The sequence below is a fragment of the Oceanicoccus sp. KOV_DT_Chl genome, assembly GCF_900120175.1.
In the GTDB taxonomy this organism is placed as follows: domain Bacteria; phylum Pseudomonadota; class Gammaproteobacteria; order Pseudomonadales; family Dasaniaceae; genus Oceanicoccus.
Map to the genome: position 1 here is coordinate 653,498 of NZ_FQLF01000005.1, position 25,200 is coordinate 678,697.

At 47.5% G+C, this 25,200-nt stretch carries 20 protein-coding genes and 2 pseudogenes; 9 read left to right on the forward strand and 13 right to left on the reverse strand.

The window, feature by feature from the left end:
* Positions 1–63: 63 nt before the first annotated feature.
* The 6 genes and pseudogenes from murF to mraZ all read right to left on the reverse strand — a co-directional run.
* A pseudogene (murF, locus tag UNITIG_RS25810) lies at positions 64–896 on the reverse strand (UDP-N-acetylmuramoyl-tripeptide--D-alanyl-D-alanine ligase); the annotation flags it as partial.
* Positions 893–2,419, reverse strand: coding sequence for a UDP-N-acetylmuramoyl-L-alanyl-D-glutamate--2,6-diaminopimelate ligase (locus tag UNITIG_RS20395; protein WP_200821393.1), 1,527 nt, complete (start codon positions 2,417–2,419; stop codon positions 893–895). The gene UNITIG_RS20395 and the pseudogene murF, both read right to left, overlap by 4 nt.
* The gene (locus UNITIG_RS20400; protein ID WP_101760344.1) at positions 2,419–4,191 is read right to left on the reverse strand and encodes a penicillin-binding protein 2; all 1,773 of its coding nucleotides are present in this window, start codon (positions 4,189–4,191) and stop codon (positions 2,419–2,421) included. The genes UNITIG_RS20395 and UNITIG_RS20400 overlap by 1 nt, the downstream gene beginning before the upstream one ends.
* Positions 4,192–4,206: 15 nt before the next feature.
* Positions 4,207–4,530: a cell division protein FtsL gene (gene ftsL / locus UNITIG_RS20405; RefSeq protein WP_101760182.1), complete on the reverse strand. Its 324-nt coding sequence runs from the start codon at positions 4,528–4,530 to the stop codon at positions 4,207–4,209.
* 102 nt (positions 4,531–4,632) lie between these two features.
* Positions 4,633–5,558, reverse strand: a pseudogene (rsmH, locus tag UNITIG_RS20410) (16S rRNA (cytosine(1402)-N(4))-methyltransferase RsmH).
* A 15-nt stretch (positions 5,559–5,573) separates the two neighbouring features.
* Complete coding sequence (mraZ, locus tag UNITIG_RS20415) at positions 5,574–6,020, reverse strand: division/cell wall cluster transcriptional repressor MraZ (RefSeq protein WP_101760184.1); 447 nt, start codon at positions 6,018–6,020, stop codon at positions 5,574–5,576.
* A gap of 574 nt (positions 6,021–6,594) precedes the next feature.
* Here mraZ and UNITIG_RS20420 point away from each other — a divergent pair.
* Complete coding sequence (locus UNITIG_RS20420) at positions 6,595–7,803, forward strand: CaiB/BaiF CoA-transferase family protein (RefSeq protein ID WP_101760185.1); 1,209 nt, start codon at positions 6,595–6,597, stop codon at positions 7,801–7,803.
* 58 nt (positions 7,804–7,861) lie between these two features.
* Here UNITIG_RS20420 and UNITIG_RS20425 read toward each other — a convergent pair whose 3' ends face one another.
* From UNITIG_RS20425 to UNITIG_RS20435, 3 genes are all read right to left on the reverse strand, one after another.
* On the reverse strand, positions 7,862–9,274 hold the full coding sequence (locus UNITIG_RS20425) for an Ig-like domain-containing protein (protein WP_101760186.1): 1,413 nt from the start codon (positions 9,272–9,274) through the stop codon (positions 7,862–7,864).
* Between the two features lie 354 nt (positions 9,275–9,628).
* Complete coding sequence (locus tag UNITIG_RS20430; protein ID WP_101760188.1) at positions 9,629–10,849, reverse strand: argininosuccinate synthase; 1,221 nt, start codon at positions 10,847–10,849, stop codon at positions 9,629–9,631.
* A 137-nt stretch (positions 10,850–10,986) separates the two neighbouring features.
* Positions 10,987–11,859, reverse strand: a complete 873-nt coding sequence (locus UNITIG_RS20435) for an OmpA family protein (RefSeq protein WP_101760189.1) — start codon at positions 11,857–11,859, stop codon at positions 10,987–10,989.
* A 207-nt stretch (positions 11,860–12,066) separates the two neighbouring features.
* Between UNITIG_RS20435 and pyrC the strand changes: the two genes are divergently transcribed.
* The 3 genes from pyrC to UNITIG_RS20450 all read left to right on the forward strand — a co-directional run bounded on the left by pyrC (position 12,067) and on the right by UNITIG_RS20450 (position 15,537).
* Positions 12,067–13,107 (forward strand): dihydroorotase, encoded by a 1,041-nt coding sequence (gene pyrC / locus UNITIG_RS20440; RefSeq protein WP_101760190.1) that lies wholly within the window; start codon positions 12,067–12,069, stop codon positions 13,105–13,107.
* Between the two features lie 69 nt (positions 13,108–13,176).
* Positions 13,177–13,788, forward strand: a complete 612-nt coding sequence (rnt, locus tag UNITIG_RS20445) for a ribonuclease T (RefSeq protein ID WP_101760345.1) — start codon at positions 13,177–13,179, stop codon at positions 13,786–13,788.
* Between the two features lie 183 nt (positions 13,789–13,971).
* Positions 13,972–15,537, forward strand: a complete 1,566-nt coding sequence (locus tag UNITIG_RS20450) for a SulP family inorganic anion transporter (protein WP_101760346.1) — start codon at positions 13,972–13,974, stop codon at positions 15,535–15,537.
* Between the two features lie 88 nt (positions 15,538–15,625).
* Here UNITIG_RS20450 and UNITIG_RS20455 read toward each other — a convergent pair whose 3' ends face one another.
* A complete protein-coding gene (locus tag UNITIG_RS20455) occupies positions 15,626–16,228 on the reverse strand; it encodes a peroxiredoxin (RefSeq protein ID WP_101760191.1) in 603 nt (200 codons plus the stop codon).
* A gap of 306 nt (positions 16,229–16,534) precedes the next feature.
* On the opposite strand from UNITIG_RS20455, the gene UNITIG_RS20460 reads away from it, so the two are divergent.
* Positions 16,535–16,738: a bacterioferritin-associated ferredoxin gene (locus UNITIG_RS20460; RefSeq protein ID WP_101760192.1), complete on the forward strand. Its 204-nt coding sequence runs from the start codon at positions 16,535–16,537 to the stop codon at positions 16,736–16,738.
* A gap of 195 nt (positions 16,739–16,933) precedes the next feature.
* Positions 16,934–17,401: a bacterioferritin gene (bfr, locus tag UNITIG_RS20465; RefSeq protein WP_101760193.1), complete on the forward strand. Its 468-nt coding sequence runs from the start codon at positions 16,934–16,936 to the stop codon at positions 17,399–17,401.
* 105 nt (positions 17,402–17,506) lie between these two features.
* On the opposite strand, the gene UNITIG_RS20470 is transcribed toward bfr, so the two are convergent.
* The 3 genes from UNITIG_RS20470 to grxD form a co-directional block, all read right to left on the reverse strand.
* The gene (locus UNITIG_RS20470) at positions 17,507–18,283 is read right to left on the reverse strand and encodes a hypothetical protein (RefSeq protein ID WP_101760194.1); all 777 of its coding nucleotides are present in this window, start codon (positions 18,281–18,283) and stop codon (positions 17,507–17,509) included.
* A 93-nt stretch (positions 18,284–18,376) separates the two neighbouring features.
* The gene (locus UNITIG_RS20475; protein WP_369809236.1) at positions 18,377–21,040 is read right to left on the reverse strand and encodes a protein kinase; all 2,664 of its coding nucleotides are present in this window, start codon (positions 21,038–21,040) and stop codon (positions 18,377–18,379) included.
* Positions 21,041–21,195: 155 nt separating this feature from the next.
* Positions 21,196–21,528 (reverse strand): Grx4 family monothiol glutaredoxin, encoded by a 333-nt coding sequence (grxD, locus tag UNITIG_RS20480; RefSeq protein ID WP_101760196.1) that lies wholly within the window; start codon positions 21,526–21,528, stop codon positions 21,196–21,198.
* A 379-nt stretch (positions 21,529–21,907) separates the two neighbouring features.
* Between grxD and UNITIG_RS20485 the strand changes: the two genes are divergently transcribed.
* From UNITIG_RS20485 to UNITIG_RS20495, 3 genes are read left to right on the forward strand one after another with little or no spacing between them, the layout of a single operon-like run.
* The gene (locus UNITIG_RS20485) at positions 21,908–23,095 is read left to right on the forward strand and encodes an acetylornithine transaminase (protein ID WP_101760197.1); all 1,188 of its coding nucleotides are present in this window, start codon (positions 21,908–21,910) and stop codon (positions 23,093–23,095) included.
* A 29-nt stretch (positions 23,096–23,124) separates the two neighbouring features.
* The gene (gene argF, locus UNITIG_RS20490; RefSeq protein WP_101760198.1) at positions 23,125–24,030 is read left to right on the forward strand and encodes an ornithine carbamoyltransferase; all 906 of its coding nucleotides are present in this window, start codon (positions 23,125–23,127) and stop codon (positions 24,028–24,030) included.
* Between the two features lie 30 nt (positions 24,031–24,060).
* Positions 24,061–25,101, forward strand: coding sequence for an ABC transporter ATP-binding protein (locus UNITIG_RS20495; RefSeq protein WP_101760199.1), 1,041 nt, complete (start codon positions 24,061–24,063; stop codon positions 25,099–25,101).
* Positions 25,102–25,200: the final 99 nt, after the last annotated feature.

Here is a 25,200-nt window from a genome sequence, read left to right on the forward strand (position 1 = left end):
GATGGCCGCGGCGGCGGCAGCCAAGGCATTGCTAATATTGTGCTCACCCAATAACGGCAACTGAATATTAATTTCATCCGCCGCGCCACCAATCTTGCTATGCAACCTGAATGTTGGGGCACCAGATGCCTGTATCTGTACCGCGGAACTATAGATATCCGCGTCTACTTTAGATTGACTAAAACGCACCACCGCGGCATCACCGACTTGCTGTAACCACTGAGAATAAAATTGATCATCAAAATTTATAACGGCTGTACCTGTCGCCGACAAACAACTAAAAATTTCACCTTTAGTCTTTGCCACAGTTTCGAGAGACCCAAAGCCTTCAATATGTACCGGCATAGCATTAGTAAGAATGGAAATAGTCGGCTCGGCGAACTGGGTTAAGTATTGAATATCCCCCGCCTTACTTGCCCCATTTCAATCACTGCAAACTGGTGCTCCGGCGCTATTGCCAACAAAGTTTTGGGCACACCTACTTCATTATTCAAATTATCTTGTGTCGCCAACACCGGTGCTAACTGCTGCAAAATACTGGCTAACATTTCTTTGGTAGTGGTTTTACCGGCGCTACCAGTTAATGCAATTAAAGGCCCGGAAAATTTACGCCGATTTTCCCTGGCCAAAATACCGAAAGCGAGCCGTGCATCACTTACCTTCAGATGCGGAATTGAAATTTCAACTGACTCGTCTACGACCGCGGCTATCGCCCCAGCATTCGCCGCAGCATCAACAAACGCATTGCCATTAAAGTGCTCGCCGCTCAGTGCAACAAATAAATCACCAGCGACAATTAAGCGCGTATCGGTAGAAACCGAAGAAAATTCTGCTTCACCATACAATTCACCACCAGCAGCCAAGGCCAGCTCGGACAATTTGAGTGCAGACATCATTCCACCCCCTCCATCGACCGCTGAATATCAACACGTCTGGCTAAGGCCAGTCGTGCCTCTTTGATATCACTAAAGGGAATACGTTGATCAGCAATCAACTGATAGTCTTCATGTCCTTTGCCTGCTATCAAAATACTGTCGCCGGCCTGGGCATTGGTGATAGCAAACGCTATCGCTTTTGCGCGATCCTCTTCCACCGCTGCCGGGCAATCGATGCCACCTAACACTTGATTAATAATTTCTGCCGCAGGTTCATTGCGCGGGTTATCGCTGGTCACCACCACAAAATCTGCATAGCGCTGGGCAATCTCGCCCATTTGTGGGCGCTTACCCTGGTCACGGTCACCACCACAACCAAACACACACCACACTTTGCCGTCGGCATGCTGTCGTACTGCGGTTAGCGCTTTTTCAAGCGCATCAGGGGTATGGGCATAATCGACGATCACATTAATATTTGCAGCGGACTCAATACGCTGCATACGCCCCTCTATCGTGTTTATAGCTGGCAGCGCCGCTACCAGTTTTGCCAGGTCATAATTTAGCGCCGCCAAACTCGCTAATGCTGCTACCACATTACTCAGATTAAATGCGCCCAATAACGGGCTAAGTAAATCAAAACTGCCCCATGGAGAATGCAATCGCGCACTAACGCCTTCACTATGGTATGACACCTGATCAACCCAGACATCAGCCTCGCCGTTAATACTGTAACGCAAGACCTCAACATTAGATGAGACCACGGCAGCCAATGTATCTGTAAAGCTATCATCCATATTAACTACAGCTTTTTTCAAACCTGGCTGCCTGAATAATCGGGCTTTTGCTTCAGCATAAGCTTGCATGGTGCCGTGGTAATCAAGGTGATCACGACTCAAATTAGTAAACAGCGCTAACTCGAAATGCAAAGCCGAAACTCTACCCTGCTCTAGGCCATGGGATGACACCTCCATTGCTACAATATTGACATTCTGCTGGTGCCACTGTGCCAATATTTTTTGAATGGTGATCGCATCCGGTGTGGTATTTAATACTGGAGACAATTCAGTAGTTATGCCTGCATTAGTACTAACACCCAAGGTCCCAATCACGCCACAAGCTTGCTGCAATTGCTCTAATAACTGCGCAATCAATTGGGTACAACTGGTTTTACCATTTGTTCCAGTTACGCCAATAACAGACATTTGTTGCGATGGATGCGAATAAAACCGGCCAGCAATATCACTAAGCTTCATCGTTAGATCAGCCACAACCATCACCGGAATTGACGCATGAACGCTGTTTTCGCTATAGCGATCATCTTTTTCTGCCAATACCGCTACCGCGCCCTGCGCGATTGCTTGTGGAATAAAATCGCGGCCATCAGCCATTAATCCACTACACGCCAAAAACAAATCACCAACCACTACCTGCCGACTATCCAGCGCCAAACCTGACACACAAACGTCAGCCAATACCGTATCGTTAACCGTAATTAACTCAGACAAAGGTGTTGCTTGATGGCTTCGTATGGCTGTCATCATTAAGCCGACTTTCGCCTCCCGATTTTTGCGCTAGGTGCTGTCTCTCTTTCTAATTTATTGGCCACCACCGGCAGCTGACGACCTGCTGCAGGAAATTTATCCGGCGTCACATCCAGAATACGCAACGCATCTGACATCACTCGAGCGAAAACCGGCGCGGCCGATTCCCCACCGTGATACCGATCAAGGTTTGGCTCATCAATCATTACTACCGTTACCACGCGCGGATTAGTAGCCGGCGCCAGACCCGCAAAAACCGCCATATAGCGGTCATCGGCATAGCCTCCTTCACCGACTTTATGCACTGTGCCGGTTTTACCTGCCACCGAGTAAGCGGCTAACTGCGCTCTAGTAGCGGTACCTCCTTTTTGCGTCACGGTGGTTAACATCGCCACCAAATCGTCAGCCACATCAGCACTAATTATGCGCTCACCTTTAACCGGTTCAGTTCGCCGCATTAATGTTGCAGGCCGCAATAGGCCACCACTAGCAAAAACAGAATACGCCTGCGCCAACTGCAAAGGCGTTACAGCCAGTCCATAACCGAAAGCAAAATTAACTCGCTCTATTGGCCGCCAATTTGGACGACCAGGTAACATACCGGCACTTTCGCCCGGGAAACCACTACCCGTACTGATACCCAAACCAAAGCGACTAAATACCTGCCACACCATTTGCTCGTCGAGATCCAAAGCAAGCTTACTAGTCCCCACCTGACTGGACTTTGTAAGAATGCCGGTGACATTTAATTTTCCGTAGTTCACTGGATCCAGCAGTGTTTTACTACCAACCCGAAGATAACCAGGATTGGTATCAACGATCGTAGTTGGCTTATAACGCCCAGACTCCAACGCCGCGACTACCGTTAACGGCTTAACTGTAGAGCCCGGCTCAAATACATCTGTCATCGCGCGATTACGCAAACTCGATGGCTTAAGTTCGCTGCGATTATTAGGATTAAAAGAAGGCTGATTGACCATCGCCAATACTTCGCCGGTCAACCCATCTAACATAACTACTGAGCCGGACTTGGCATCGACCCGCGTCATCGCTGCCTTTAATTCCCGGTAAGCCATGTACTGCAAGCGCATATCGATGCTCAGCGTAATGTCCTTACCAGAGCGTGCTTGCTGCCCCTGTTCGATATCGCGAAAAACATTGCCGCGCAAATCTTTTAGTACCCGCTTACTCCCAGGCTGACCTTGCAACCAGGAATCAAAAGCCAACTCGATACCTTCTTGACCGCGATCATCAATATTAGTGAAACCGACAATATGTGCCGCCACTTCCCCGGCGGGGTAATAGCGCTTGTACTCACGCTGAATGTTAATGCCGCGTATCCCTAAAGCTTTTACGCTTTCAGCCTGTTTTGGAGAGATATGGCGCTTCAAATAAACAAAATGGCGCTGACGATTAGCATCAATTTTTTTTGTTAACTGCTTTAAATTTAAATCGAGTAATTTTGCCAAAGCAGGCCACTGCTTCTCATCGGTAACAATATGTTGCGGGTTAAGCCAAACCGAAGCTACCGGCGTACTAACCGCCAACGGCTCGCCATTACGATCCGAAATGACGCCGCGATACGCTGGAATATGCTCAGTACGCACACTGCGAGCATCACCCTGACCCTGCAAAAAGCCATGACCACGCTCGGTATCTAATACCTGCAACGACAGCACCCGCCAAATTAATAGCGACACCAAGCCTGCTAACAAAAGCACTATTAGCGAAAACCGCCATGCAGGTACTGCTTGTCGTGACAATTTAGTCATCGCACTCATTGCCGATCATTGTTTTACAATCACGATTGTTGCCGGATCAGGTACCACCATATTTAATTTGGTCTTCGCCAGGCGCTCGATACGCACATGGGAGGCCCAGGTACTCTGTTCCAATAATAACCGTCCCCAGTCTTCTTCCAGCCGCACCGCTTCTCTGCTTTGCATCTGTAAATCACTAAATAGTTGACGACTTTTCCAAGAGCTATAAATCACAGCCGTCGCCGAGCACACCACCAGCACTAAGAGCAATAAATTCACTACCAACAATCGAACTTGCTCATCACCGCCACCAGCAGTCACTGAAACACTGCTTTTGTTTTTACTTTTCATCGCGGCTCTTTCATTATTTTTTTAGCCTTACGATTCTTAGCACCCTTCTGGGCACTACCCCAAAAACAACTATATTTACGACCGATCATCTAACACAACCACTTAGGCGATCTTTTCAGCTACTCGCATAATCGCGCTACGCGAACGTACATTGGTATCAATTTCCAAGGCATCAGCTTTTATCGCTTTACCAATATGTTTTAATCGACGATTAAGCTGAGCAGCTGTCACCGGTACATTGGCTGGCAAATCATCACCCCTAACATGCCGCTTAATAAATCGCTTAACCATGCGATCCTCCAGCGAGTGGAAACTAATCACCACAAGCCGACCACCCACCACCAAAACATCCAGCAACTGATCTAAAAATTGCTGCAAGTCACCCAATTCATTGTTGATATAAATTCGGATGGCTTGAAACGACTTGGTCGCCGGATGCTTACCTTTTTCCCACGCTGGATGCGCGTCTTTTAATAATTCTGCCAAATGCAAAGTGGTTACTATCGGTTTTTTTAGCCGCTCTTCCACCACCGCTCTAGCCAAACGTTTGGCATATCGCTCTTCACCAAACTCTTTTAATACACTGGCGATTTCCGCCTCTTTCGCCACGGCCAGCCACTGCGCCGCACTCATTCCCACTTGCGGATTCATCCGCATATCCAACGGCCCATCACGCATAAAACTGAATCCGCGCTCAGCTTGATCCAACTGCGGCGATGACACCCCAAATCCAGCAACACACCATTAACCGAACCAGCCTGCTGCGCAGCAACGATCTGCTTAATATCAGCAAACGAGCCCTGCGCAATAGCAAAGCGCTGATCCTTAGCTGCCAATTGCCGACCCTCTGCTATCGCTTGCGGGTCCTTATCAATACCAATAAGACAGCCATCTGCAGCCAACCGCGACAAAACCAAACGACTATGCCCGCCCCGCCCAAAAGTACCGTCTATATAAGTACCGCTACCATCAGTGACCAGTTCCGCAACAGCCTGTTCCAGCAACACAGTCTCGTGTGCAGCCGTCACTCCCCGACACCGACGTTACACATTGAAGTTACTCACTTCTTCTGGCTCGTCCACGCCATCATCATCTTCATTCAAATAATCAAACCAGGCCTGCTCATCCCACAATTCGTAGCGATTGAGCATTCCGACCAACATCAATTTTTTATCCAGTCCAGCGAACTCGCGCAGGGTCGGTGGTAGCAACAACCGGCCATTGGCTTCATCCACTTCCATCGGCGTGGCATAACCCAATAAACGCCGCTGCATTCGTGCCGCTTTTTTGTTGCGGTTCGGCAAGGCTTTAATTTCAGGTAATTTCTGATCCCATTCGGGCTCGGGATAAATCAACAGACAGCGCTCATCGGTATGAGCAGTCACGACGATACGACCCCCACAATCAGCCAGCAGCAACTCCCGAACCTTGGTCGGTATTGCCAGACGCCCCTTGGCGTCCATACTGATTGAATGACTACTCTGGTACACGATTTCCCACTTATTAATTATTCACATTCAGAAACTGATCAAAAAGGTACAAAAACTCACTTTTATTCACTTTTTTCCACTTTTGCAACTATAGAGATTCACCCTCTATAGTTCAAGCTGGAAAACGCTAAAACATCGCTAATTTCGTTAAATAAAACAGTAACTTGCGGCTAAATGCTGACAAATCAAATGGACTATAGAAAGGAAAAATAACGAAAACAAACAACTAGAATTCAAACTTAATGTAATACATTAAGTTAAAGGCTATTTCTTTATTTGCTAAGGGGGATTTTCTTTAGAAAGGTTATATCGGAGCAATAATGATCAAAAAACAACCAAGCTCAAGCTGCTTCCAGTCATCAGATTAATACAAAACTTGTAAACTTCAAGTGCAAGCCAGCACTGGCACAGGCCAAATCATCCCCTATTTCACAGATCAGCAGCTGGTGAATTAGCATGCTCCTGGGCTTCTGCATCATCAGGAAAAATGACTGCATCAACATTAACAAGCTCACCCAAATTCAGTTATCATGCCCCGCCTTAACTGCCACCAATAACAACAAAGGTTTGTACCATGTCCGAATCCCGCAAACGCCCGCTTGAAGGCATTCGTGTAATAGAACTAGGCCAATTGCTTGCCGGGCCATTCACTGGCTCTATGCTGGCTTATTTTGGCGCCGAAGTAATCAAGGTTGAACCACCCAAAGGTGGCGATCCGATACGAGGCTGGCGCGAAGTTCAAAACGGCACTTCGCTATGGTGGCACAGCTTAGGCCGCAACAAGAAGTCAGTTACCATCGACCTGAAAGCAGAAGCAGGCCAACAACTAGTCAGGCAACTGATCGATACTGCCGACGTACTGGTAGAAAATTTTCGTCCTGGCGTGATGGAAAAATGGGGACTGGGGCCCGAAGATGTCAAAGCCAGCAACCCCGGTTTGATCTACACCCGTATTTCCGGCTACGGTCAGGATGGACCCAACTCGGTAAAACCCGGTTATGCCTCCGTCTGCGAAGGCTATAGTGGTTTTCGCTATGTCAACGGCTTTGAAGATCAGGCGCCAGTACGCCCCAATCTCAGTATCGGCGATACCATCGCCGCCATCCATGCCGCTCTAGGTGTGACACTTGCGATCATAGAGCGCAGCAACAATGAAACCGGTGAAGGTCAGGTCATCGACGTCGCACTCTACGAATCCATGTTCAATTTAATGGAAGCCGTAATCCCTGAATACGATGGTGCTGGCGTTATCCGCCAACCGTCTGGTACCACTGTAACCGGCATTGTGCCAACCAATACTTTCCGCTGTGCGGATGGCAAATACGTAGTAATTGGCGGTAATGGCGATGCGATATTTAAACGCTTAATGATCGCTGCTGGCTTCCCTGAAATGGCCGAGAACCCCGCAATGGCCGATAACGCTGGCCGCGTTATTCACGAAGCAGAAATCGATGCCGCTCTGGCCAAGTGGTGCCTGGACAACCCCGCCAAAACCATCATCGCCACTCTGGAAGCAGAGCGGGTACCGGTAGGCCCGATTTACAATGTGGAAGACATGATGAATGACGAGCACTACCAGGCTCGCGGGATGTTTGAACAGGTAGAAATTGATGGCAAGCCACTAAAAATTCCGGCGATTTTGCCTAAATTAAAATCGACACCCGGGGAGACCAAATGGTCAGGGCCGAAGCTCGGGAGTCATAATCAGGAGGTGCTGGGGGAAATATTGGGACTGGATGCTGGCAACCTTCAGCAGCTTAGGGAAAATAAAATTATTACTTGAACTGAAAACAAACAAGGCCGCAATTTGCGGCCTTGTTTTTAAACGCTCTTACTGAAGATCAGTCAGAGACAGGATAAGATAAAACGGTAGTTAGCGTTTCATCAGCATTAACAGGAACTGTAATTGCTATTTTCAAAAAACCATCCGCTGAAGACGTGTCATCAGGCGCAATAAATATAGAAAAAGTCACTGGCTCATAGGCATTACTTGCAATATCAATACCACCACCATCAACCACACCATTAGTAGCACTTACCGCGATACTGGACTCAAAAGGCAAGGTATTACCATTCTCATCACCAACCGTTACGAAATAAGTTCGTCCGCCCGCACCAATATCTAAATCACCATCTGGTCCAAAATCGGCGGCCAGAGTAGCACTCTGAATAGAAAAGACGCTACTGGCCATGACAATTAAGTGCTGCTCGCCAAGCGCTATCGTCTTATTCGCTGAGCAAAGACTACTATGACTGCACAAAGGGCCGTTGTATAAACCATCGGCAACATCACGCATGCCATTTTCATTAAAATCCACATAGAATTCACCGCTATCGAAGATACCGTTTTCATTGTTATCTAACCAGGGTTCAGGTTGATCGTCGGCGGTGGTAAAGATATCCCCATCATCAAAAACACCATTACTGTTGGTATCCTGAAACGACTCTGCACCTGTAACCACCGCAAGCACTGCGGAACGCCCCAGCCTATCGCCATCTCCCTGTGTTGCTCTTGGGTTGGTACCCACCCATTCAGCACTACAATCTCCTCCAACAGAAGAACAAGATGCCGCAATTCGGCCACCTTCTGTATAGAAAGTCACCTGAGTACCATCTGGTGGCGGGTTATTAAAGAAGTCGGCCAAACGCACGGTAGCGTTTACAACACTTCCATCTAAATTCCAGGCAAGTGGGTTAAACACATCCAATGCCAAAGAAAAGCTATTAAAGTCCGGTATACCCGTCGAAATACTTAAAGAAGGTGAGACTGTTGAGTCCTGGGTTGAAACCACTGTTGCGGTAACGCTAACGGTGGTGTGAACGGTACCAGACTGAACAATAACTGCAGCCTCACCGTTAGCATTTGTTTCATCTAACGTATTAGAGAGTGAAATCCCACCAATTGTATTATCAATGGTAAAAGAGACCGGCACCCCCTCAATAGGGTCACCCGCTGTATCCGTTACCAGGAAAGTAACTATCGATGTTTCATCACCACCTGCAGAACGAATAGATATTAATTGCGGACTTGCTGAAACAAACTGAATAGAGTCAGGGGAGCCCTGATCAACAATATTTTCAATTTCATTCGTCGAATCCTCAGCATCATCATCCTCTGATGTTGCACAAGGATCGCCTCCACACAAAATATTATCCGAACCACCGCCACTACCACAGCCCACAAGCCCCAATAGCAGTAGTACTGCAATCGACAGCCTACTTTGGTGTATTAAAAAATCTTTTAGCTTCAGCATGTTACCTTCCTGTACTCGCGGGTGAGTATGCGTAAATGAATCGTTGTTATCTATATCGTGTTATCTAAATGTAGCTAGTGGTACCTAGGCTGTCATTGGTCGCTAACAATATTTCGCAGTAACACTTGCCCGGAATTACTGAAAGCCATTAAGCCGCTTACATCTAGCCTTTCTGTCCCTTTAGGGAGGATAGTTCAAAAGCTATAATATTCAATAAAATCCTTAAGTTGCGTTAACTAACTCACAAATCTCTTTAGCCGTGATCATTTTCTGTGGACCAGAACGCAACAAGGCCAGTAATCTTGCGACTACCGGCCTTGTAAAAAGCTTAAATACGGCTAAAAACACATCGCTTTATAGCGGAGAGCGCCCTTTATTAGCAGCAATTCGCATCCGCAGCGCATTGAGCTTGATAAAACCTTCCGCATCCTTCTGGTCATACGCACCAGCATCATCTTCAAAAGTAGCAATGCTTTCATCAAATAATGACTGATCGGACTTACGCCCCACCACTGAAACGCTGCCTTTATAAAGCTTCACCCGCACCACACCATTAACAAAGTGCTGGGACTCATCAATGGCTGTTTGCAGCATTTTACGCTCTGGCGCCCACCAATAGCCGTTATAAACCAGCTCGGCATACTTCGGCATCAAACTGTCTTTCAGGTGCGCTACTTCTCGGTCCAGGCAAATGGACTCTATGCCACGGTGCGCTTTCATCATGATAGTGCCCCCCGGTGTTTCATAGCAGCCACGAGACTTCATGCCGACATAACGGTTTTCAACGATATCCAGGCGCCCGACACCATTATCACCACCCACCTTATTAAGATAAGCCAGCACAGTGGCAGGACTCATATCCTGGCCGTCGATAGCAACAATATCACCAGCTTGATAGGTCAGCTCTAAATAGGTTGGTTTATCGGGTGCCTGCTCTGGCGATACACTCCAACGCCACATATCCTCTTCTGCCTCAGCCCAAGGGTTTTCCAAAATACCGCCCTCGTAGGAGATATGCAGCAAGTTGGCATCCATTGAGTATGGCGATTTCTTTTTACCGGCAGCGAAATCGACAGGAATATCGCGCTCGGCACAGTAGGCCATCAAGGTTTCTCGTGACGTTAGATCCCACTCACGCCAAGGGGCAATCACTTTGATACCGGGCTTTAATGCGTAAGCGCCCAATTCAAAACGCACCTGGTCATTTCCCTTACCGGTAGCGCCATGAGAGATGGCATCTGCACCGGTTTCATTGGCAATTTCTATCAGTCGCTTGGCGATCAAAGGTCGCGCAATTGAGGTGCCGAGCAAATATTCACCCTCGTAAATACTGTTAGCGCGAAACATCGGGAAGACAAAATCACGGACGAATTCTTCTTTAAGATCATCGATATAAATTTCTTTTACACCCAGCGCTTCAGCCTTGGCCCGCGCCGGCTCCACTTCCTCACCCTGACCGATATCGGCGGTAAATGTCACCACCTCGCAGCTATAGTTATCCTGTAACCAGCGCACAATTACCGAGGTATCCAAACCACCGGAATAGGCTAGGACGACTTTGTTGATATCAGACATGAGGTTCTCCACGCTTCGTTAAAGCGGCATCGATAGGGGGTTTTAAAGGGCGGGTATTCTACTGGGAAATGTTTCAGAAGGCGAGAGGGCCGACACTACCGACCCAGTAAGCCGCTGCAAAAGGAATCAGGTCGCAATCAGAACCCTTCACGCTCGAGGCGAATGGTCACCCGTCGATTTTCCGCGCGGTTAGCCGCACTATTATTTTTTACCGCAGGGTATTGCTCGCCATGATAGCGGGTCGTAATCATCGCCTCATCCACCCCACTGGCAACCAAATAGCCGGTGACTGCTTCGGCACGACGCTTGGACAAATCCAAATTGTATAACCTGCGCCCCACATCATCGGTATGGCCATCAATATAGAAACCAGTAACCGAAGGATCAGCCTTTACGTACATGACTACGTGATCAAGTTGGGTTTTAGTTGCAGCAGTAAGCTCATACTTGGCCGTTTGAAAACGAATGCGTGAGCGATTGATCTGGTCAAAGTTAACCGGCAGCAAACTCGCGAGACAATCCTGATATTGTCTATAGGCCTTGCGGAAGTTGACTGAGGACATGAATAGTTCAATTTCCTCATTTTCAGCATACCAGGAGGAACGCGTTAATACTGGCGACATACCAACGTACAACTCATTTAATAATTGGTAGGCCCGTTGTTTACCCACGGCTACTGGCTTGCCGCTTTTATTGACTGTCACTTTGCCCATATCCACACGCCGGCGACTTTCATCCCATACCGGCGGCTCCGAGACTAACTGGGCCTCACCAGACTGCATCTGTTTACGGACAGGGGCCAAATAAAAGGTTTGCTCCTCTCCCGCACGATTGGAGAACACCGCGTCACCAAAATAAGGAATCGGTTGCCACATTCGACACTCAAAAGGAGATAACTCCAAACGCCACTCAGCTTCATTCAGTGAAGGCCCATAACGCGTCGCCTGCACGGTAACAGCCCACTGAGTGACCAACAGTAATACTGACAGACGAAAAACTATAGAACCCATTGTAATCTCCGAGCAAAACCTTAATACCTCTTAGCAGTTAGCGGCCAAAACCGGCAAATCTTTAAACCTGACGACGAATCCGGTAGCATGCCCACTCCCTCGGCCAATGCGATGATGGACGTTGGCCCTGAAGCCAAGCTCCCCCGCTAGCTAATCTGTTAGCATCAGTAGCCGTGCACCCTGTTACAGCATTAATAGAAGCGAAAAATGACCACCACACTTACCATTACCCGCCCAGATGATTGGCACGTACACCTGCGTGATGGCGCAGCCCTGAAAAATACAGTGGCTGATATGGCCCGCTACTTTGGCCGCAGCATCGTTATGCCCAACCTGGTGCCACCGGTTAGCAATGCCGCCGAGGCTATCGCTTATAAGTCCCGGATCATGGCAGCCCAGCAGCACTGCCCGCGCCAACTCGATCCACTGATGGTGATTTATCTCACGGACAATACCAGCGCCGCTGACATCCGCGCTGCCAAAGAAGCCGGGGTTATTGCCTGCAAGCTTTATCCCGCCGGCGCCACCACCAACTCGGATTCCGGCGTCACCGACATCAATAACATTTATCCTGCACTGGAAGCCATGCAGCAACAGGGGCTACGGTTTTTATTACACGGTGAAGTCACCGACAGCCACATTGATATTTTTGATCGCGAGAAAATATTTATTGACCGTACCTTGCAACAACTTGCCAAAGACTTTCCAGAACTGCCGATGGTGCTAGAGCATATCACCACCGCCGATGCCGCCCAGTTTGTTACCCACGCCAGCGACAATATTGCTGCAACCATTACCGCCCATCATTTACTCTACAACCGCAACGACATGCTCGCTGGCGGGATTCGCCCGCACTACTACTGCCTGCCAATACTCAAACGCAACAGCCATCAACAAGCATTAATAGCAGCAGCTACCAGCGGCAGCAGCAAATTTTTTCTGGGTACAGATTCAGCTCCCCACGCCCAGGACAAAAAAGAAACCAGTTGCGGCTGCGCCGGTAGTTATAGCGCTTATGCCGCTATCGAGCTCTATGCCCAGGCTTTTGAGCAAGCTAACGCACTCGATAAACTGGAAGGCTTTGCTAGCCATTTTGGCCCGGACTTTTATCAACTTCCCCGCAATACCGACACCATCACGTTAACGAAAAACGCTTGGCAAGTCCCCGCAACACTCCCCCTGGGAGATACTCAGCTGGTGCCTTTATGCGCAGGCGAAACCCTGCAATGGCAGGTAGTCAATGACTAACTCGACCCACATTTTTTTAACTGCAAGGATAAACCTGTGAGCGATCAGCTGGACGAACAGACACACCCGATGTCGCAACGTTTTCGGGGTTTTCTACCGGTGGTGATTGACGTAGAGACTGGCGGCTTTGACTGTCAAACCGATGCCTTGCTGGAAATTGCCGCGACTACTATTACTATGGATGACGAAGGCAACCTATGCCTGGATAAAACCTTTGCCTTTAACGTCGAACCATTTGAAGGTGCCAACCTTGACCCCGCTGCGCTGGAATTTACTGGCATTGACCCACACCACCCATTCCGCGAAGCCGAACCTGAAGAAATGATCCTACCGGATTTACTGCAAGCAATTCGTAAACAAGTAAAACTTCACGACTGTACGCGCGCCGTTCTAGTAGGTCATAACGCACACTTTGATCTTGGCTTTTTAATGGCTGCCGCTGAGCGCTGCCAAATTAAACGCAACCCCTTTCACCCGTTTTCAGTATTCGACACCGCCACATTGTCGGGACTAGCCTTCGGGCAAACGGTATTAGCAAAAGCCTGCCAGAGCGCCGGCATTGACTTCAGCAACTCGGAAGCTCATTCCGCGGATTACGACACGCAAAAAACCGCTGAGCTATTCTGTTTGATTGTAAACCGCTGGAAAGATCTGGGCGGCTGGCAAGCAGCTGCGGAATAAGCCGTTATAAGGCCCACTTTACCTACTCAAAATTGTGTTAAGTGGACACATTCGGTAGAATCGCCGACCTTCCCATCGCCACCCAATAATAATTCCACGCCGATTGGTCTATACAAGCTGCTGTAGCGATTATGCGCTATGGCTTTTATTGCACAATTAAACGCAGCCAATACTGAGACAAACATGTTTGAACTGAATTCCAGCAACCGCGCATCGGTTAAAAACGACATACTTTCCGGCTTAACGGTGGCTCTGGCACTAGTACCCGAAGCCGTTGCCTTTGCTTTCGTTGCTGGTGTTGAGCCACTGGTTGGCCTTTACGCCGCTTTTATTGTCGGTTTAATTACTGCCTGTATTGGTGGCCGCCCAGGTATGATTTCTGGCGCAACCGGTGCTCTGGCAGTGGTAATGGTCGCTCTGGTTGCGGATCACGGTGTTGAATATTTATTTGCCACTGTGGTGTTAATGGGTGTGCTACAGATTACGGCAGGCATATTTAAGCTGGGGAAATTTATTCGCATGGTTCCTCACCCTGTCATGCTAGGGTTTGTGAATGGCTTAGCCATCGTTATATTTTTAGCGCAACTCAGTCAGTTCGGTGTTGCCGGCGAACCCGGTTGGCTACACGGCACGTTTATGCAAGACACTATCGTGGATGTCGCCTGGCTGGACAGCGCACAAATGACGATGCTACTGGGGCTGGTATTCTTAACTATGGCAATCATCCACTTTTTACCCAAGCTGACCACCGCCGTTCCGTCATCGCTAGTGGCCATTGTCGGTGTCTCGGTAGCCGTTTTTGCTTTGGAGCTTGATACCCGTGTTGTTGGTGATATCGCGTCAATTAAAGGCGACTTACCGGTATTCCACATACCCACCGTACCCTTCAACTGGGAAACCCTCACTATAATTTTGCCCTATTCAATTATTCTCGCTGCCATTGGCCTGATTGAATCCCTACTGACATTACGTCTGGTAGACGAAGTGACCGGCACTCGCGGCCGCGGCAACAAGGAATGCATTGGCCAAGGTGTCGCCAATACTGTCACTGGCTTTTTTGGCGGCATGGGTGGCTGTGCGATGATCGGGCAAAGTATGATTAATGTTAACTCCGGTGGCCGTGGACGCCTCTCGGGAATTACCGCCGCAATTTGCTTGCTACTGTTTATTTTATTTACTTCAAGTTTGATTGAAAAAATTCCACTTGCCGCTTTGATCGGCGTTATGTTTATTGTCGTAATCGGCACCTTTGAATGGAGTAGCTTTAGAATAATTGGCAAAGTACCTAAAAGTGACGCCTTTATTCTGGTGTTAGTGTCTGGCGTAACCGTAGCAACCGATTTAGCTATTGCCGTTATTGTCGGCGTGATTGTGTCTGCGCTGGTGTTTGCCTGGGAACACGCCAAACACATCAATATCGAAACCCAGCAAGACCATAAAGGCTCCACCGTCTACAGCGTACATGGCCCACTTTTTTTTGGTTCAGTTACGTCGTTTCTAGAGCAGTTTGATCCCAGCCAAGCCAATGATGACGTGATAGTTGATTTTGCCGATTCAAGAGTGTGCGATCACTCTGGTCTGGAAGCCATTGATACCTTAGCCGAACGCTACCTAAACGCTGGCAAAGTGCTGCACTTGGTACACCTAACCCAAGAGTGCAAGCTACTACTAAAACGTGCCGGTAATTTAGTCGAAGTAAACGTGATTGAAGATCCCCAGTACTTCATCGCCGATGACGCTCTGGCATAAAATATACTGCCCATATAAAAAAAGGCCTGTAAATACAGGCCTTTTTTATGAGCGCTTGATGCTTAAACGTCAAGCGCTGCATTTATTATTACAATTTATCAGCATTCTCTGACAAGTATGCAGCAACACCATCAGGAGAAGCAGTCATACCTTTATCACCTTTGTTCCAACCGGCAGGACAGACTTCGCCATGCTCTTCATGGAATTGCAACGCTTCGATAACGCGAATAAATTCATCAAAGTTACGACCTAGTGGTAAATCGTTAACCGTCTGAGAACGTACAACACCATTGGTATCAATAATAAACGCGCCACGGAAAGCTACGCCACCAGCTGATTCCACATCGTAAGCACGACAAATATCATGATTAATATCCGCCGCCAATGTATAACCAACCTGGCCAATACCACCATTATTAATATCAGTATTACGCCATGCATTGTGGGTAAAGTGTGAATCGATAGAAACACCGATCACCTCAACACCCAACTCTTTAAATTTAGCCATACGGTGATCAACCGCCAACAGCTCGGAAGGACAAACAAAAGTAAAATCCAACGGGTAGAAAAATACCAAGCCAATTTTGCCTTTGATGGTTTCCGCAAGATTGAAATTATCTACAATTTCGCCACTGCCCAGTACTGCATTACATGTGAAATCCGGAGCGGGTTTGCCAACGAGTACACTCATTGTGTTTTGCCTCCAATAGTTAGGGTTAAGTACATTATTTAAATTATTTGTCTACAAGCGGGCCACTACTGCACCCCCTTGCTTAATCAGGGCTGCCATCTTACACAGCGACTCAGCCCAAGCCCACATATTTTTTTGTATTACAACAATAGTCAAAAACTATTATGGATAGAAAATACCCTTACTGACCCGATTAACGACCGCTGCAGAAATTGATAATTTTTACACACAAATGATATTGACAATGATTCTCATTCAAATTACTATTTCGACCATATTGATACCATCAAGTCGAGAGCACTAAAGATGTACGTCTGTCTTTGTAAAGCAGTTACCGATAGCCAAATTCGCGAAGCCGTTGCTAATGGCGCCACCCAATTCGGGCAGGTTCGCAAGGAACTTGGCCTGGCATCCCAGTGTGGCAAATGCGGTATTCTAGCTAGAGAAGTATTCACCGAAAGCATGGCGCCCGCTATCGATGACGAGCAATTATTCTACGCGGTAAGCTAAGTACTGCTAATTATCTCAAGCAACTAACTTATCACTGTATCCTCGCAACCAAAATGCGACTGATAATAACTTTCATTTCTATTTTTATCTCATAAAAATCAACAGCTTATCGTTGACAATGGGCTGCTGTCAGCCCACACTCGCCTCCATAAATTTATACTGGAAATAACCCATCTAAAATATGGAGCTATTCAAATGAAAGGCGACGCTAAAGTTATTAAATTTCTAAACACCGTTTTAGGCAATGAACTCGTTGCTATCAACCAGTACTTTCTACATTCCAGAATGTACAAAGACTGGGGACTAAAAGAATTAGCCGATCACGAATATCACGAATCTATCGATGAAATGAAACATGCTGACAAGCTAATCGAGCGCATTCTGTTTTTGGAAGGCCTCCCCAACCTGCAAGACCTGGGTAAGCTCTTAATCGGCGAGAACACCGAGGAAATGCTGAAATGCGACCTTAAGCTGGAAATGATCGCTCACAAGGATTTGAAAAACGCGGTTAAATATTGTGAAACCGTTGAGGACTACGTTAGCCGTGACCTCTTTCAAGATATCCTGGAGTCCGAGGAAGAACATATTGACTGGCTGGAAACCCAACTGGGACTCATTGAAAAAGTCGGCCTGCAAAATTACCAGCAAAGTCAAATGAGCTAAACACTGACACGCATTTTAATCCTTTTGATTAAAACTAAAAAAGCGGCTTTTTAGCCGCTTTTTTAGTGCTGAGGATTTATTAACACCTCAAATTTTCAGCCTACATCACTTAGTATTCAGCAATCCAAAAACACCAACAGCATAACTGCGCTTATCGTTTTCACCCTGCAGACTACTCCGCTTGACTAAACTCCCAACAGGAACATCCGCGGCTAAATAACGTGTATCACCGGTTCCCGTATCAAAACTGATCGAGCCGGGCTTACTAAAATAATAAGCGAGGTAATCGCCTTTCTCCACACCAACAGAGACTGGAAAATTCAGTCGCTGCATTCCGCGCTCAGCAATAATGACCGGCTCGCTAGCCCACACTACCACTAAATTATCGCCAATTTGACGCAGCACTTTGACCGACACATCACCAGCGCTCTGGAAGTAGCCACCCACACCAGTCAGAGTTCCGCTAACAGGTATCTGGTTATACAAATCTACTGCTAATACCGGCTTTGGCTCTACATTAGTTCGCTCAACTAATTCGCCACCAATATAATCCAGCAAATCACTAGCCAATAAAAAGTTTTTTAAGCTATCAATACGTAACTGCACAAACTGACGCACCTGCCCACGAAGGTTGGTAGACTCGGCTACACGAGAGCTCTTCTCCTGTCCCAACACCGCAACCACACGATTTAACTCTGCAACATCCTGCTTTAATAAGGTTTTATCGGCTTCCAGCGAACTGATACGCTGGTTGGCCTGACCCAATTGCTGAGCTAAGGCGCCGTTTTCATCCTGAAGTTTTTTAATATTTGGCGGTGCCTGGCAAGCGGCCAAACCTACGACCAGCATCAATATCCCTAACTGGGTAAGCGTTCTAATCATTGTCCTCTCCTGACTGATTTATACTATGAGGGGTTATCGGTCAACGCTGGCTAATCTATAACATTGTTAGACGAAGTCCTAGCAACGAATGAATTATTTATTATCGATGACAAAAGCTGCGCTGAAAATTAACTCACTGGCCATCAACAGGTCCAGATGATAACCGCCCCCGGGGAAACCCTCTACCGGCCGCTCAAATCGAAATTGCATTTTACCTTCCTGACCAATCAGCACTACCGGCGCAGAGACTATCTGGACAGAGCGCGCACCATCAAATAATACCGCCTGCAACACTGTCGCCGGCTGGGTAAAATTAGCGTAGTGAAAACCAATATGCAAAGTACGATCAGCGCGAGTTTTATTATTAGGCGGTGAATCCAAATCAGCAATTGCGATTCCACTAAGCTGTAAATTTGATATCACCGGCCCCATCTCTCCCAATTGCCGCTTAAGATCCTGCAGCTGACTATTATTCGGAAAAGCTGATAATGCAGCCTCCGTTAATGCCACTGCACCATTAATATCTCGCGCCTCCATGGCTGCAACTGCGTTCGCCAATGTCTGGCCCACAATAGTAGCCAAGCCAGTCAACGCGGCATCACGTTTAGGCTGTATCGCCAACACGGCTCTATATTTTTCAACTGCGTTGGGCTCTACGCCAAACCACTGCTGCCGACCCGAGAGTTCGTTCGCTTCTAATAATAACTGCTGAATGGTTTGCTCTTGTTTTCTTGCCAGTGGCAACTGATCCTGTATTGCCAATAGCGCAATATCATCAGGTCTGACTGATAAGCCGTTCGCTACTAGTGACTGCGCCTTATCAAATTGCTGCTTATTCATACTCTTTATAGCCAATTGACTGTAACGCTCAGCAATATCATTTAAGCCCTTATTAGCAGGCTTATTATCACTATCCAAACTCAGCACCTGCTCAAACAATTCTTTCGCGTTTTGCTCCGGCGGCTGAATTAATCGATCCCTTGAGAGGTAATTCTGCGCCTGCGTCAGCAATACTTCGATGCTTTCAAACTGCTCTAAACGCTGACTTAATAATAAAAAGTTATTTTCTGCCGACAAATCCGGAAACCAGGCAAGCGCAGCTTCCAAACGGCTGCGCGCTGCTATTAATTCACCAGCAGTTATCGCCGCCGATACTGACGACAGCGACTTTTGTTTAAGCTCTTCAAGCGCCGCACTGGCCCTAAGCTCTTGTGGCTGTAGCGCTAATACTTGGCGGTATTGATCTAATAGTTCTGGCATTTTATCTGGCTGCCGGTCGATCTCGGCTTGCAAAATTACAGCGTTAGCCAGCAGCTGGGTAACAGGATCTAATGACTGATTCACCTCACCTTGCCCATCATTGGAGCTGGTAGCTAGCGATTCATCCGCTGCCGCCTTGCTTTCAGACGCACCTACATCAAGCGACTCTTGCTTTACGTCCTGTGCGCTATTAACGCTTAATTGCGCTTTAGTGACTGACTCAGTGGTTAAGGAAACTGGTGTTTTGGGCCCAGCTGTGGGTAACGAAGTCTCACTTTCATTTTGTGTGGGTACTGCTTTTGACGGTGCATTCTGTGTAGTTACCTCCGGCACTTTATCGGTAAGCTCTGCCGCGGTTTGTCGACGGTCATTGTTACTGTACATATAGCCCGCAAAAATTAACGCGGCGACAATCGGCACGGCAAATATCCACTGCTGCTTATTCGCTTGCTGCGGTCGCTGTAAATCTTCTTTCGGGATATGTAATGACTCCTCTGCTGAGCCATCACCAGCACTCGGTGGTGCCTTACTTACGGCAGCGGCCCGCTGCAGCACTTCTGTGTCGGCAGAGGCGTTAGTGCCGCTCACTAATCTAACTTGCTCGCTACGCAAAGGCGTATGCTCATGACTGCCCAGATACTCAAAACCCTGAGTAGGACGCCATTGATCCAAGACCCCTATATCTACCAACGACAACGCCTGCACTAATTCATTGCCTGTTTGATAACGATCTTTTGGCTCTTTCGCCATTAGCTTATCAATCAAATACTGATAACCCGACAGCGCGTCAGGTAATTTAGGGATAGGGGCAGAAACATGCTTTATTCCCACCGCCACTGGGGACTCCGCTTCATAGGGCACGCGCCCTGCCAACATGTAATAAATCAGCACACCTAAACTATAAAGGTCAGACCGTGAATCAATCGCTTCGCCCCTGGCCTGCTCCGGGCTCATATAATGCGGCGTACCCAAGGCAGTACCTGTGCGTGTCATTGTGCTGGCAGAGTCTGCCGCTCGCGCAATACCAAAATCCATCAACACCGCTCGGCCGTCCAGATTATGGATCATAATATTTTCAGGTTTTACATCACGATGCACATAACCTTTGCGACCGGCATAATCCAACGCTCTGGCAACTTCAGCAACAATACGGAATAACTGTTCACTATTAAGGCTGGGCAATCGATCCTTTAAATCCTGCCCCTCGATGTACTCCATCGACAAATAATGGTGGCCATTTTGAATACCCACATCATGTACGGTGACTATATGTGGATGCACCAATCGACTAACGATTCTTGCTTCCCGTAAAAATCGCTCACTGAAGCTCTCATCTTGCGACAACAGCGGAGACATGACCTTCAGCGCCACTTCACGCTGAAAGCTTTCCTGAATGGCTAAATAGACTGTCGCCATGCCACCACGCCCAATGGGACGGACGACTCGATATCCGGGAATATCTATTTTGATTTGACTACCCCTAAGAACCCAGTTGATGTGCGCTTATTATCACTATTATCAGTATGTCTTTTTTATATCACAGTTCTGGCTAAAGCTTATACCTATCAGAACCAAAAAACCGCCCATAAGGAGCGGTTTTAATCTGTAAACAATCGAACTGGGACGGCTTTTGCAATCCTCGCGCTACAGCGCTATTCGCTCTCTGCCGTTGCCTGGGCAGCATCTTTAATCAAAGTCTGCAATTCACCCTTATCAAACATATCGCAAACGATATCACAACCGCCGACCAGCTCCCCATTTACCCACAACTGCGGAAATGTTGGCCAGTTTGCATAAACCGGTAAGTTGGCACGAATCTCAGGGTTAGACAATATATCTACAAAAGCAAAGCGCTCTCCACAGGACATCAGCGATTGCACCGTCCGCGCCGAAAATCCGCACTGCGGTTGATTGGGGGAGCCCTTCATATACAAAATAATCGGGTTGCTTTCGACTTGATCTTTAATTGTTTCCATTATGTCCATCAGGCTTACCTTGGCTTAAATCTAAAAACGTAATTGTCCGCAAACAACTACCAGGTTACAAAATCGGGTTAAATAGACGGTCATTGTAACGTGAATACCAGCAAAATGCCCGACTAAATTACTCAGCAATAATACTTATAGATTAGTCCGTCGCCAATTCAATTTGTTCCGCCACCCAACCTCAATGGCCTTTCGTTAGCATGCTCGTAAACAGACTATACCCGCTAAAATTCGTCACTAGACAATTGCCAAACCCATGTCAGCACTATATGATTAGTTCTTAATTTAGGCAGCTCCAGCTGCCTTTTTGCGTTTTTGGCTATAATTTTTCAGCTAAAAACTGATAGTTGAATTTGAGGATACCGCTGTGAACGCCGTCATGAATACTTATAGTCGCTTACCCGTGAGCTTTAGCCATGGTGTGGGCGCACGTCTATTTGATAGTGATGGCAAGGACTATCTGGATGCCATTAGTGGTATTGGTGTTAACGCCCTTGGTCACGCCCATCCCACAGTAACGGCTGCTATCCAACAACAAGCTGAAAAGCTCATCCACACCTCCAACCTCTATGGTGTCGAACGTCAGCAACAACTGGCAGAATCTCTTTGTAAAGTGTCCGGCATGGATACGGTTTTTTTCAGCAACTCAGGCGCCGAAGCTAATGAAGCGGCAATTAAAATTGCTCGCCTTTATGGCCACAACAAGGACATTGAGCAACCCCAAATCATTGTGATGTCTAACGCTTTTCATGGAAGAACAATGGCAACGCTGACCGCTTCAGGCAATCGAAAAATCCAAGCAGGTTTTGAACCGCTGGTCAGTGGCTTTATTCGTGCCCCCTTTGGTGATATTGAGGCTTTGAGTAACATTGCCCGCAATAAGAGCAATGTCGTTGCCGTGTTAGTCGAGCCAATTCAAGGGGAAGGCGGTATCAATATTCCTCCAGCCAACTACCTGAAAGAAATCCGGCAATTGTGCGATCAACAGCAGTGGCTGATGATGCTTGACGAGGTTCAAAGCGGTAATGGCAGAACCGGCACTTACTTTGCCTATCAGCATCACGGTATTTTGCCCGATGTGGTCACGACCGCCAAAGGTCTGGGCAATGGCTTACCTATTGGTGCATGCTTGGCTCATGGCAAAGCGGCGGAAACTTTTGGACCAGGTAATCATGGCTCCACTTATGGCGGCAACCCTTTAGTTTGTGCCGCAGCGCAAGCAGTCGTTGATACTATTGAGCAACAACAGCTTTGCGATAACGCCAAGCAGTTAGGCGAATATATGTTGCAGCAATTTAGTGCTGCGCAACAGCAACAACCGATGATTAAAGCAGTAAGAGGCCAGGGCTTAATGATAGGCATTGAGCTGAGTGAACCCTGCGCTGAAGTCGTCAATCTCGCTCGCAACTACAGCAATGAAAGTAACGGCAATAGCGGTGTACTTATCAACGTCACAGCGGGCAATGTCATTCGCTTGCTGCCGCCATTAATTATTAATCAGCAACAAGCCGAGCAAATTGTGACTACAGTGCTCGACGTTATTAACCAGTTTGCGGAATCAGCATAACTGCAAATCAGATAGACAAGCACAACACTATGGCAGCTAAACATTTTTTAACGCTTTTGGATTTAAGCCCCAATGAACTGAAAGGTTTGATTGACCGCGCAATTGTGCTCAAGCACAAATTGGCTAATGGCGGCCATGAAACCCCTTTGCATAATAAAGTGCTGGGAATGATTTTTGAAAAATCATCTACCCGCACGCGCGTCTCTTTTGAAACGGGCATGGTACAACTGGGGGGTCATGCCATGTTCTTATCGCCACGAGACACCCAACTGGGACGTGGCGAACCCATTGAAGATAGCGCCAGAGTGTTATCATCAATGGTCGATATCATTATGATACGTACCTTCGGCCATGAAATTATTGAGCGCTTTGCACAATATTCATCGGTGCCGGTCATCAATGCACTCACTGATGAATATCACCCCTGCCAACTGTTAGCAGACATGCAAACTTACATGGAACACCGGGGCAGCATTCAAGGCAAAGTGGTCAGTTGGATAGGTGATGGCCATAATATGTGCCAATCCTATATTAACGCCGCCAAACAATTCGATTTTGAGTTACGTATCGCCTGCCCTGAAGGCTTCGAACCCAATGCCGAATTACTTGCAGCAAATAAAGACAGGGTTACTATCGTGCGCGACCCTAAAGAAGCCGCCAGAGACTCTAACCTACTGGTCACAGATGTATGGGCATCCATGGGTCAAGAAGAACAGCAAGCGGAGCGGCTGCAACAGTTTTCAGGCTATCAAATCAATGACGAGTTACTCTCATTCGCAGCCACAGATGCGCTATATATGCACTGCCTTCCAGCCCACCGCGGCGAAGAGATCAGCGCCGAACTGATGGAAAATCCCAACACCGTTATTTGGGATGAAGCTGAAAATCGCCTGCATGCACAAAAAGCACTGTTAGAATTATTGTTACAGCAGTAAAACCGATCGCCAGCCAGGACTCCGACCACTTTGCTACAAGTTGACAATATTCAATGCCAATACGATACCCAAGCGGTACTGGAAGATGTCAGCTTTCATGTCAATGAGGGCGATATTTGTTGCCTGCTCGGCCCCAGCGGCTGTGGCAAAACAACTGCCTTACGGGCCATCGCCGGCTTTCAATCTCTTTCCCATGGCCAAATCACGCTAGGCGGGCAACTGCTTAGCGCGCCCGGCTTTGAACTGGAGCCTGAACAACGCCACATAGGCATGGTATTTCAGGATTACGCTTTATTTCCTCACTTGACCGTGCATGAAAACATTCGGTTTGGTATTCGTAAATCGACCGAAACAGAGCAGCGTAAAATCATCAAGCAACTGCTCGGCCTGATTCAGCTGGAAAAAGTAGCACAGCGCTACCCTCATGAATTATCCGGCGGACAACAGCAGCGAGTGGCCCTTGCCCGGGCTTTAGCACCCAATCCACGTTTACTATTACTGGATGAACCCTTCTCCAACCTCGATATTGAACTGCGACGGCACTTAAATTTAGAAGTTAGAGAGATACTAAAAGAATACGGCATCAGCGCTATCCTCGTAACCCACGATCAGGAAGAAGCATTTTCTTTTAGTGACCAGGTAGGCTTGTTGCATGCGGGAAGATTGCAGCAATGGGACACCCCGTTTAATTTATACCATGAACCGGCCAACCGCTTTGTCGCCAACTTTATTGGCCAAGGCGGACTATTACCCGGCATGACGCTAGACCAAAACCGGGTTAAAACCGAGCTAGGTATCATCACCGGCAACCGAGCCTATAGCTGGCAAGCCAACATCCCTGTGGACATTTTGCTTCGACCGGATGACATCGTTCTCAACGGCGAAGGTGGTACCAGCGCCGAAGTGGTGAAGAAAATTTTTTCCGGAAGCGCCACCGCCTATTACCTGCGCCTGCCCAGCGGCAGTATTGTTGAAGCATTGTTCCCCAGCCACCAGAATTATGAGCTAGGGGAAAAGCTGCTAATCAACGCCAAAGTCGAGCATCTCATCGCATTCACACCTGATGAGTAATTGGAAAATAACTCTTATGCATATCATTAGAAACTACTATAAAAAATTAATTTAAGGGCTCGTATTAATAATAAAAACCTATGTTTTCCATCACCCTTT

Excerpts from the sequence above, each read along its gene's own strand:
- bfr (WP_101760193.1), top strand. The coding sequence starts at position 16,934 with ATGAAAGGCGACGCTAAAGTTATTAAATTTCTAAACACCGTTTTAGGC.
- pyrC (WP_101760190.1), top strand. The coding sequence starts at position 12,067 with ATGACCACCACACTTACCATTACCCGCCCAGATGATTGGCACGTACAC.
- grxD (WP_101760196.1), bottom strand. The coding sequence starts at position 21,528 with ATGGACATAATGGAAACAATTAAAGATCAAGTCGAAAGCAACCCGATT.
- UNITIG_RS20400 (WP_101760344.1), bottom strand. The coding sequence starts at position 4,191 with ATGACTAAATTGTCACGACAAGCAGTACCTGCATGGCGGTTTTCGCTA.
- UNITIG_RS20460 (WP_101760192.1), top strand. The coding sequence starts at position 16,535 with ATGTACGTCTGTCTTTGTAAAGCAGTTACCGATAGCCAAATTCGCGAA.
- UNITIG_RS20435 (WP_101760189.1), bottom strand. The coding sequence starts at position 11,859 with ATGGGTTCTATAGTTTTTCGTCTGTCAGTATTACTGTTGGTCACTCAG.
- UNITIG_RS20485 (WP_101760197.1), top strand. The coding sequence starts at position 21,908 with ATGAATACTTATAGTCGCTTACCCGTGAGCTTTAGCCATGGTGTGGGC.
- UNITIG_RS20430 (WP_101760188.1), bottom strand. The coding sequence starts at position 10,849 with ATGTCTGATATCAACAAAGTCGTCCTAGCCTATTCCGGTGGTTTGGAT.
- UNITIG_RS20420 (WP_101760185.1), top strand. The coding sequence starts at position 6,595 with ATGTCCGAATCCCGCAAACGCCCGCTTGAAGGCATTCGTGTAATAGAA.
- UNITIG_RS20470 (WP_101760194.1), bottom strand. The coding sequence starts at position 18,283 with ATGATTAGAACGCTTACCCAGTTAGGGATATTGATGCTGGTCGTAGGT.
- UNITIG_RS20395 (WP_200821393.1), bottom strand. The coding sequence starts at position 2,419 with ATGATGACAGCCATACGAAGCCATCAAGCAACACCTTTGTCTGAGTTA.
- UNITIG_RS20455 (WP_101760191.1), bottom strand. The coding sequence starts at position 16,228 with ATGAGTGTACTCGTTGGCAAACCCGCTCCGGATTTCACATGTAATGCA.
- rnt (WP_101760345.1), top strand. The coding sequence starts at position 13,177 with ATGTCGCAACGTTTTCGGGGTTTTCTACCGGTGGTGATTGACGTAGAG.
- UNITIG_RS20425 (WP_101760186.1), bottom strand. The coding sequence starts at position 9,274 with ATGCTGAAGCTAAAAGATTTTTTAATACACCAAAGTAGGCTGTCGATT.
- ftsL (WP_101760182.1), bottom strand. The coding sequence starts at position 4,530 with ATGAAAAGTAAAAACAAAAGCAGTGTTTCAGTGACTGCTGGTGGCGGT.
- argF (WP_101760198.1), top strand. The coding sequence starts at position 23,125 with ATGGCAGCTAAACATTTTTTAACGCTTTTGGATTTAAGCCCCAATGAA.
- UNITIG_RS20450 (WP_101760346.1), top strand. The coding sequence starts at position 13,972 with ATGTTTGAACTGAATTCCAGCAACCGCGCATCGGTTAAAAACGACATA.